General features: G+C 49.0%; 8 protein-coding genes. 1 reads left to right on the forward strand and 7 read right to left on the reverse strand.

Going from position 1 to position 8841, the window contains the following annotated elements; translation table 11 throughout:
* From AB7U36_RS12985 to AB7U36_RS12995, 3 genes are all read right to left on the reverse strand, one after another.
* Window positions 1-692 (reverse strand): phosphate ABC transporter permease family protein (locus AB7U36_RS12985; RefSeq protein ID WP_428160186.1); only part of this gene is annotated, 692 nt, incomplete at its 3' end.
* Window positions 693-1058: 366 nt separating this feature from the next.
* Complete coding sequence (locus AB7U36_RS12990; RefSeq protein ID WP_428160187.1) at window positions 1059-1712, reverse strand: MlaC/ttg2D family ABC transporter substrate-binding protein; 654 nt, start codon at window positions 1710-1712, stop codon at window positions 1059-1061.
* 13 nt (window positions 1713-1725) lie between these two features.
* Window positions 1726-2289: a hypothetical protein gene (locus AB7U36_RS12995; protein ID WP_428160188.1), complete on the reverse strand. Its 564-nt coding sequence runs from the start codon at window positions 2287-2289 to the stop codon at window positions 1726-1728.
* A 178-nt stretch (window positions 2290-2467) separates the two neighbouring features.
* Here AB7U36_RS12995 and rnhA point away from each other — a divergent pair, with 178 nt between their 5' ends.
* Window positions 2468-3289, forward strand: coding sequence for a ribonuclease HI (gene rnhA / locus AB7U36_RS13000; protein ID WP_428160189.1), 822 nt, complete (start codon window positions 2468-2470; stop codon window positions 3287-3289).
* Here the strand turns inward: rnhA and AB7U36_RS13005 are convergent.
* The 4 genes from AB7U36_RS13005 to AB7U36_RS13020 are packed head-to-tail and all read right to left on the reverse strand — an operon-like array spanning window position 3258 to window position 8800.
* Window positions 3258-5435 (reverse strand): flagellar assembly protein A, encoded by a 2178-nt coding sequence (locus tag AB7U36_RS13005; RefSeq protein ID WP_428160190.1) that lies wholly within the window; start codon window positions 5433-5435, stop codon window positions 3258-3260. The genes rnhA and AB7U36_RS13005 overlap by 32 nt on opposite strands.
* A 37-nt stretch (window positions 5436-5472) precedes the next feature.
* Window positions 5473-7179, reverse strand: coding sequence for a 4-hydroxy-3-methylbut-2-enyl diphosphate reductase (gene ispH, locus AB7U36_RS13010; RefSeq protein ID WP_428160191.1), 1707 nt, complete (start codon window positions 7177-7179; stop codon window positions 5473-5475).
* Entirely contained in the window at window positions 7176-8045 is an 870-nt protein-coding gene (locus AB7U36_RS13015) for a ParB/RepB/Spo0J family partition protein (RefSeq protein ID WP_428160192.1), read from the reverse strand. The genes ispH and AB7U36_RS13015 overlap by 4 nt, the downstream gene beginning before the upstream one ends.
* Window positions 8042-8800: a ParA family protein gene (locus tag AB7U36_RS13020; RefSeq protein ID WP_428160193.1), complete on the reverse strand. Its 759-nt coding sequence runs from the start codon at window positions 8798-8800 to the stop codon at window positions 8042-8044. Before AB7U36_RS13020 ends, AB7U36_RS13015 begins: the two co-directional genes overlap by 4 nt.
* Window positions 8801-8841 lie beyond the last annotated feature (41 nt).

Consider the following 8841-nt stretch of genomic DNA (forward strand, 5'->3'; position numbering starts at 1 on the left):
ACCGCCCCGAATGCACCGGAAGATCCGATCTGTTCTGTATGAATGGCCATCTGGGGGCTCCATTCAAGTCCGAACAAAAATTTATGTACCGGCACAATCTTAAAAAACCGAATCGCCTCATAAAGTACGGAAAGAACAATACCGATGGTGGTAAAAACAGCCAGGGTGGAGCAGCCAATGAGCAGAATTTCAATAACCTTTTCCACATGATTCCTGGCCCGAAGCACGGGTGTAATTTTTAACCACACACCTGCAACAGCAACCATGGCCATTACCGTTACGATAACGCTTAACGCGGCCTGGCCGGTCATCTCAAGGCTTCTGTAATGGTCGGCTGCAGCCTGGATGGCAGGACTGATCTTACCGCCCACAATATTACCGGCCACAAGATTTCTGATATCATTGACAACAAGATTAAGGCGGGCTTCAGGCAGGGAGCGGATCTGGCCAGGAAGATCGGCAATCACCAGATCCGTGATGATGGTGGACTGGAAGATCAGCCAGAACAAAAAAACGATCAAGGCCGGCACCGCACACCAAAGGGAGGTCAGGATCCCGTAATATATCGGTCTGGAATGAAGTGTGGTTGGACCACCCTGGGCAGAGCAAACAGCCATGGCCTTGCTGCGGCCTATAAAAAAGCCTGCTATGGTTAGCGTCAAAAGGGTTAAAAGTAAATGAATCGTCGTCATCTGTGTTCCTTAAAAAAATTGGAATGCTTTTGTTTCAGCATTCAATAAACACCTTGTTCAAATTTATTAGATTCACTTTAATATTGTATTAGCCAAAAGTTAGGATTGTGTTTCGACACGCAGTTTTTCTCCTTTGGTTCCTTTTCATAGTGCAGTTGCAAACCCCAAAATGGTTAGCCGCAACCCAATGCTAACGCATTAGGATTCTTAATGGTAATATATAAAAATTAAAATCGTATTAGAATTTGGTGGGAATTCGGCACTGGCCAAAAACGATTGACCGGCAGCAGAAAGAAAAGGGATATGAATATAATATGCCGACCCGTTGAATTGCGGGCCGGCATGGGTTTGAAAGGTGAAAAGACCTTATGTTTTGTTGTGGATTCCACCTGATTCAGAACTGTTTTTTGCATCAATATCTTTGAGAAGCTCTGAAAACGATTTTTGGGCAAGGAATTCACCGAACTGAGAGCGGTAATTATTAACCATGCTCACCCCTTCGATGTTGATATCAAACACCATCCAGGGATTTGTACCCTGTCTGTGCATCATGTAGGCAATGGGGATTTCAGTACCATCCGCAGTAATAATCTGGGTCTGAACCTTTGCGTATTCCCGCTCCTTTTTCGTTTCGCGCTGCTCATCAAGGTAGACCACCTTTTCATTGGTATAGGTTTCAAGCTTGGATATATATGTATTTTCAAGCAGACGCTGGAACCGGACCGCAAAATCCTGCTTTTCTTCCGGGGTGCGTCCTCTCCAGTGTTTTCCAAGACTGGACTGGGCCATACGCCCAAAATCAAAACCATGCAGGACAATGTCACGGATTTTCTGCCTGCGAATCTCTTTTTTTTCATCCCCTTTAAATTCAGGTGTTTTAAGCACATCAAGGATAGCGTCAATGCTGACCTTAAGGGTCTGTGTGGCTGATGAGGTGCCTGCAGCCAGGGGCTGCTGGGTAAAAACGGGCATTGCAAAAAACATGAATGCGAAGAAAACCCGTGTTCTGATTGTTTTCATCCGTTTTAATCCTTCAAATATCGCCCGCATTATTTAAAATGGCGTAAATGTCCTGGAAGGGAAAAGCCGCAGATAAATTTTTTGCGCCCTGATCTTTTGCGCCTGCTTTAGGTTTATGGCCGGAACCTGTAAACGAAGCCATTCTACCGTCTTTGAATTCAATCTGGTAATTGGGCCGGATACCTTTGCCCGTAGTTCCGAAAAGAACGTTTGACCCGGGATCGCCTGCCATGTTTTCCAGTACTTTTTCAAGAAAGGCTTTTGATAATTGTGCCACCCGGTCAATATCCCATTCAATATTGTTTTTCACCCGGGATCCCGGGCCTGATGATGCTGTTCCCTTGGTTTTTAACTTGGAAATCCTGTCTTCCATGCCCTTGAGTTTCATTGTCAGGTTCTTAACCGAACGTTCCTGAATATCCCCTGAAGCCTTAGGCCTCAATTCGTCCAGTTCACCGAATGCCTGGTCAAAACAGGCCCTTGACTCATCTACCTCCTTATCTTCTATGAGCTGATCCATTTGTTCACACAAACGGTTGATGGCCAGTCTTGATTTACGGAATTTACTAGGTTCCATTTTACCTCCTTCATGGTTAATGCAAACTGTTTAACCGCCTGTTTTGTCCGACACCCCTTTTTTTCAGGTTATGGGACATGAAACCGGAGGCAACAGGCTGCAATTGATCCGTTATTGTTTCAACACTCTACACCGGTTGCATATTTATTTCAAGAAACAGCCCAATTTTGATACACAGATGTTTCTTTACTTCGTATTACCACGAACAGTGTCTGTCCGGAAATATACGGTTTACATCCCGGTTCTTTACCCTTATATTCTGCCCATGAAATTCTACGCAGTGGCCAGGGGCCGAAAAACAGGTATATTCACATCATGGCCCGAGGCCGAGCGCCAGGTCAAAGGATTTGCAGGGGCCCGGTTCAAAAGTTTTAAAACAGAACCGGAAGCTTTGGCCTTTCTGGCGGATCCTTCCCACACAAATTATAGGTCTTCAACTAAAAATCTTGATTGTACCCCAAAGAAAAAAAAAACCGGGGGACAGCAGCCAGCCGATTATGCCGATTATGAATACCCGGAAGATGCCGTAATGGTATATACGGACGGCGGGGCCATCGGCAACCCCGGTCCCGGGGGATATGGCGTGGTATTTGAAACAGGGGAAACATTTTCCGGCGGGTTTAATCTGACCACCAACAACCGCATGGAACTTTTGGCTGTTATCAAGGCCCTTGAGACCCTTGAAGGGGAGGCCCGTCCCATCTGTCTGCATTCGGATTCCCGGTACGTTGTCAACGGTATCACCAAAAACTGGGCAAAGGCATGGAAATGCAGGGGCTGGAAAAAATCCGACGGCACCCCAGTCATGAACCCTGATCTGTGGCAGCGTCTCCTGGATCTGATGCCAGGCCTTGATATCCGGTTCATCTGGATAAAAGGCCATGCCGGCAATCCTTTGAACGAAGCCTGCGACCGCCTTGCAAATTCAACAGCCCGCATGCCCGGCCTGCCGGACGACACAGGTTATCTCAAAAATTGTCCACCTGCATCTGGTAAATAATTTCAGATTTTTTCCCCTCATCGGATTTAACGGGCCGTTCCGTAATCCGGACATGACAAAGTTCAGTATCAGCCACAAAACTGCTGTGCAGCCCCGTAATGACAGTGCCGGGCATGATTTCACCGTCCACGGCCACCCGGGCCTTTCCCGGGGTATGTTCCGACCAGCTGATCAGATTTTTTTTCTCATCAGCCAGGGTCTTTTTTGACGCCGAAGGTTCTAGTATCTGCCGGTCCACTTTTGCAGCCTGTCTTACAAGGTCTCTGGTTTTTGCTGCACACATCTGTATTTTGGTTTCCGCAGCCTTTAGATTTTTCCTGAATTCAGCTAAACGCCTGTTTAGGAAGTCCCGGTTACCCGGGGGCAGTTCCGGCTGTGATTCAATTTCCCGGCACTTAACCTGGATCCGTTCCCTGACCCGGGCCAGTTCAGTCATCTGTTTTTTAAGACCGGCCGCCTGTCTGCGAACCGCACTCTTTTTCTTCCAAAGGTCCTGAATTGCCTCTTCAAACCGCACCATCCCGGCACTGTTCTTTTCCAGTTCCCGGGCGGCAAACGCATCATGCCCGACCCTGATCCTGGAAGGACCGACAGTGCCTGAACCGATACTGCGGGCCATCAGCCCCATTTTGGCGGACACCCGGCTTGAAACCAGCATACCGGTGATAATGGAACAGCCTCCGGAGCATTCAATGGTTGAATCCACAATCTTTTTTGTAACAAAAACATCACCCATACAAACAATTTTGCTATGGGTAATGGATTGGGCATACACATTGCCCCGGGCGTAGACCCGGGCGTCATTGATGCCGCAGGCAATGATCAGATCTCCGCTGGCTTCTACAATTGCATTGTCCACTGCCTGTGCGGTAATATCAACACCGCGGACACCGGATTTTATGGTCCCGGTGACACGGATATTACCGTTAAATTCAACAGGCCCGGTGTCATTATCAATATTTCCGTTAATGGCGGATTCTTCATGGACAACAATCAACCCGGCCAGGGTAATCCTGGGGACCCCCCGGACCGTGGCCAGCACTTTCCGACCATCCTCGGACAACACGGCACCTGCACCGACACGAAAGGGGTTATCTGTTCCGCCCAGGGCCTGAATGGTATTGCCGTAGACATCCCTGCCCGGCTGGGGCGTGCTCCCTGCAATTTTTTCAGCCAGCACAGTGCCTGTTTCCACCAGCGGCCTTGGGCCCCTGTGTTTGAAATCAATATTGCCGGAATCATCCATGCCGCCGGTTTTCAGATAATCTGTATTGAAAAAGAACTCTATTTTGGTATCTTTGCCCGGGGACGGCTCCACCCCCTGGGCCACACTGAAAAAAGTGGAATCTGCCATGGGGGATCTGATAAATTCCTCTATCCGGTCATCAGGTGCCAGACCGAAAACAACCCCTTTTTCCGCCAGAGCCGTACGAATAACCACGGCCGAGATATCCGGATTCATATCACAGGTTTTTGATAAAAATGCGGACAGATGATCGCAGGTGACTTGGAGTAAAAGGCCGCCGCATATCTGCGCCACCTGTTCCATCCGGTCAAGGACCGGGCCGCCATTGGATTCCGGGGTTGGCTTCGGGATGTTGTCTGCAGATGGGCGAAGCGCATCGTGGCCCGGGGCAGCCTGATTTTCACCATGGGCGAGAACCGGCACATCCTTCGCGGGTTCTGTTTTTGACAGCGGTTTGTTGGTCCGGTCAGGTGGCTTGCAGGCCCGGTTCTGAAGTTTAAGTATATCATCCCGCTGTTTTAGTGTGATCAGACCGGCTTCCACCATCACGTCCCCGATGCGCCTGGGCTTTTTCCCCTTTTTAAGCTGCTCCTTTTGTTCCTCCAAGGCCAGATCCAGAACGCTTTTATTGACAAGACCCCTGGCCAGGGCGATGGCACCGAACCGGTGTTCCTGCTGGTGGATGGTAATGGCCTTGGCTGCCATGGCCAGCCGGTGGATATTCTGGGATGAAATCAGGTTGCCTGCAAGAAAGTATTCTTTGAGTTCTGCTTCTAAATTGGTGTTATCACTGCATTGGGCAAGGGCCTTTTGCAACTGTTCTTCACTGATGAATTGATGTTTAACAGCCAGGGTTCCGATTAACGGAACAGTCTTGTTTTGTTTTGACCTGGTTGCCATATATTTTCCTACATTTTCCTTAAGATAAGGATACCTGTCAGCCGGCAGCGGCGATGACGCCTGCAATCAGCAAGGGGAACTCAAACCAGAACTCATAAAGATTAGCGGAAATTTCCCTGTCTTTTTCATACCGTATGATCAATATAAGCATAAAAGCCGGTATCAGGGCAAGGCCGCATACAACAGGAGACACCCAGACAGGTAAAATCAAAGGAATGATAATGGCGGCCACAAGGGTGTAACAAACAAGTTTGAGGCTTTTCTTTTTGCCCAGAAGAATGGGAAGCGTTTCCCTGCCTGCAATCCTGTCTCCCTGGACAGCCAGGATATCCATAAAGGCTGTGCGGGCAAACGCCAGGCCTGTGGCAAAAATAAAGGCGACCAGGGTCAATCCGAAGTGTGCGTTAAAGCTAAGTCCGGGCATCAGGCTTGTAACAATACCCCATGCCGCTGCAATGAGAATGGTTTTTGATCCGGGCATGTCCTTAATTCGGTAAATTTTGCGTCCGGAGAAAAAAGAGGGGACAATGGTACGGTTATATGACATGCCCAACAGCATCATGATGAGCAGCACACCCAAATACCCCCATCCCCTTGTCCATGCCAGGTAAAGCCCGGTCGCACCGGACAGGAACGCCACAAGCAGAAGCCATCCCTTGTGTTTTTTATAAAGGGCTGCCCGGGCCGGTTTGTTGTAGGTGTCGGACCCGATGGTCATCATGTTGTTCATGATCTGCATGGACAGAATATAAAACATGGCAATGAGCGCTGGTATACCCGGATTTTGTGCGCCGGAAATCATGGCGGTTCCTAGGGTCAGACAACCTGCGCCTGCGGCCAGAATAATGTTGGTTTTCATCAACACATCCAGCACGGCCATAATTTTTCTTCGCCCGGGCCGTTTTTCCCTGAACGCCTGTTCCACCCTGCTGCAGGTATCATTGATAATCCAGTTGGGCGTGGAAGCCCCTGCGGTAATGGCAATGGATTGTACATGGGAGATGGATGCATAGTCGATTTCCGATGCCTGTTCAATGTGCATGGACGGATTTCCGGTCTCCGCAGCCACCTGGGCAAGGCGCTTTGTATTTCCGGAAAATTTTCCCCCCACAACAATGACGGCGTCATGGGTACCGGCCATCTTCCTGACCTCATTCTGCCGTTTTTCAGTAGAATCGCAGATGGTGTTAAAAATTTCGTAATGGGGGGCATTGTTACGGCACCAGGCCTTGATATCCGCAAAAATCTTGGTATTCTGCGTGGTCTGTGCGACCACCACTGCCTTTTCAAACCTGGGAAGTTCCTTAAACTGATCCAGACTGGTGATGGTATGCCCCTTATCCCGGGCATATCCCAGAAGCCCGATAACCTCGGGATGTTTTTCATCGCCTAGGATAATGGTGTCATAGCCTTTTTTTGAATATTTGTCGATGATCACCTGGACCCTTACCACCCGGGGACAAGTGGCGTTAAGCACAGTGAATCCGGCATCAGCCAGTGCCTTTTCATCCTGGGGCGGCACCCCGTGGGCTCGGATGAGCACAATGCCTTTCCCGGATTCAGGAATCGTGTCCATCCGAAAAATTTGTTTGCTTTCCAGCATCTCCAGGACCTGGGGATTATGGATTAAAGGGCCATACGTATAAATGGGTTCCTTGGCCTTATTGGATGCATCCAAGACCATGTCCACGGCCCGGCGGACGCCCATACAAAACCCGGCTGTTTTAGCAATTGAAATTTTCATGAGATTTTGCTCAGCAACTCCACAAGACGGTTGAATTCTGCCCCGGAGGAGAATTTGATTTCGATTTTTCCACGGCCCCCGCTTTTTTTGATGGAGACCGGATAGTTGATCCGGGAGGATATCTGGGAGGAGGTCTCTTCCAGAAACTGTTTTTCGTCATCACTAATTTTTACTGCAATTTTCTGGGGCTGTTTTTTAGCCTGATTGACCAGACGTTCGGTTTCCCGCACCGACAGATGTTGATCCACCACCTGGGCGAACAAATAGAGCTGATTTTCAACACAGCCTGCCCCCAACAGTGCCCGGGCATGCCCCATGCTGATCTTCTCGGAAATCAGACTCTCTTTGATCTCTTCGGGCAGGCTGCGCAGACGCAGCAGGTTGGCAATGGTGGACCGGTTCTTGCCGATTTTATCGGCCACCTTTTCCTGGGTATATCCAAATTCGTCCATGAGCCGGAAATAGGCTTCAGCTTCCTCTAACACGTTGAGGTTCTCCCTCTGGATATTTTCAATAATCGAAACTTCAAGCACCTGCTCGTTCGTGAGATCCAGGATAATAACAGGCACCTGGGCAAGTCCGGCTGCTTTTGCGGCCCGCAGGCGCCGCTCTCCGGCAATCAGCTCATAGGCACCATCCATTTTTCTGACCAAAAGGGGCTGGAGCACGCCCTGCTGGGCAATGGACTGGGTAAGCCGTTCCTGTTCCTCTTCACTGAACCGGGTTCTTGGTTGGTAGGGGTTAGGGCTTAACTGATCAATATGACAAAAGAAAAAATCCGAATTTGTTTCAGGTTCTTCCATATCGGGGATAAGCGCTGATATTCCCCGGCCCAGACCGGTGTTTTTCCGTTTCTTGTTCATCATCGTTTTAAAAGTTCCCTGGCAAAGGACATATAACTTTTAGCACCTGGTGATGTCTTGTCATACAGAATAACCGGCAGACCATAACTTGGGGCCTCTGCAAGCTTCACATTACGGGGAATTTTTGTCTTGAACACCAGGTCGTTGAAATACTGGCTGGCGTCATCCACCACATTCTGGGACAGATTGGTCCTGCGGTCGAACATTGTCACCAAAATACCTTTGATTATCAAACTCTTGTTAAATGCATTCTTGACTCGCTTAATTGTATCCAAAAGCTGCCCTAATCCTTCCAGGGCAAAAAATTCACTTTGCAGGGGAATGACAACGGCATGGCTTGCGGAAAAAGCGTTCAGCGTTAAAAGACTTAATGCCGGGGGACAGTCGATGATAATGAAATCAAATTTGTCGGACACGGGAAACAAAAACTCCTTGAGCCGGGCCTCCCGTCTTGGGGCAGACATCATCTCCACCTCAAATCCAATGAGATCAACATTGGCCGGCACCAGGTTCAGACCCTGCAGCATGGTGGGTAAAAGCATATCCTCAATGCCGGCGTCACCAATCAAACCCTCATACAAAGACGCTTTCAAGGCGGGTTTGTCCACCCCCATTGCGGTTGTGGTATTGGCCTGGGAATCACAATCCACAAGCAGCACTTTTTTTTTAAGTTTGGCAAGGCAGGCAGCCAGATTGACTGCTGTGGTGGTTTTACCCACTCCGCCCTTCTGATTGGCAATACTGATAATCTGAGTCATAATTTAAATTCTCTATCACAATTATGGTGTATAGGCAAACA

Source organism: Desulfobacter sp. (genome assembly GCF_050177295.1).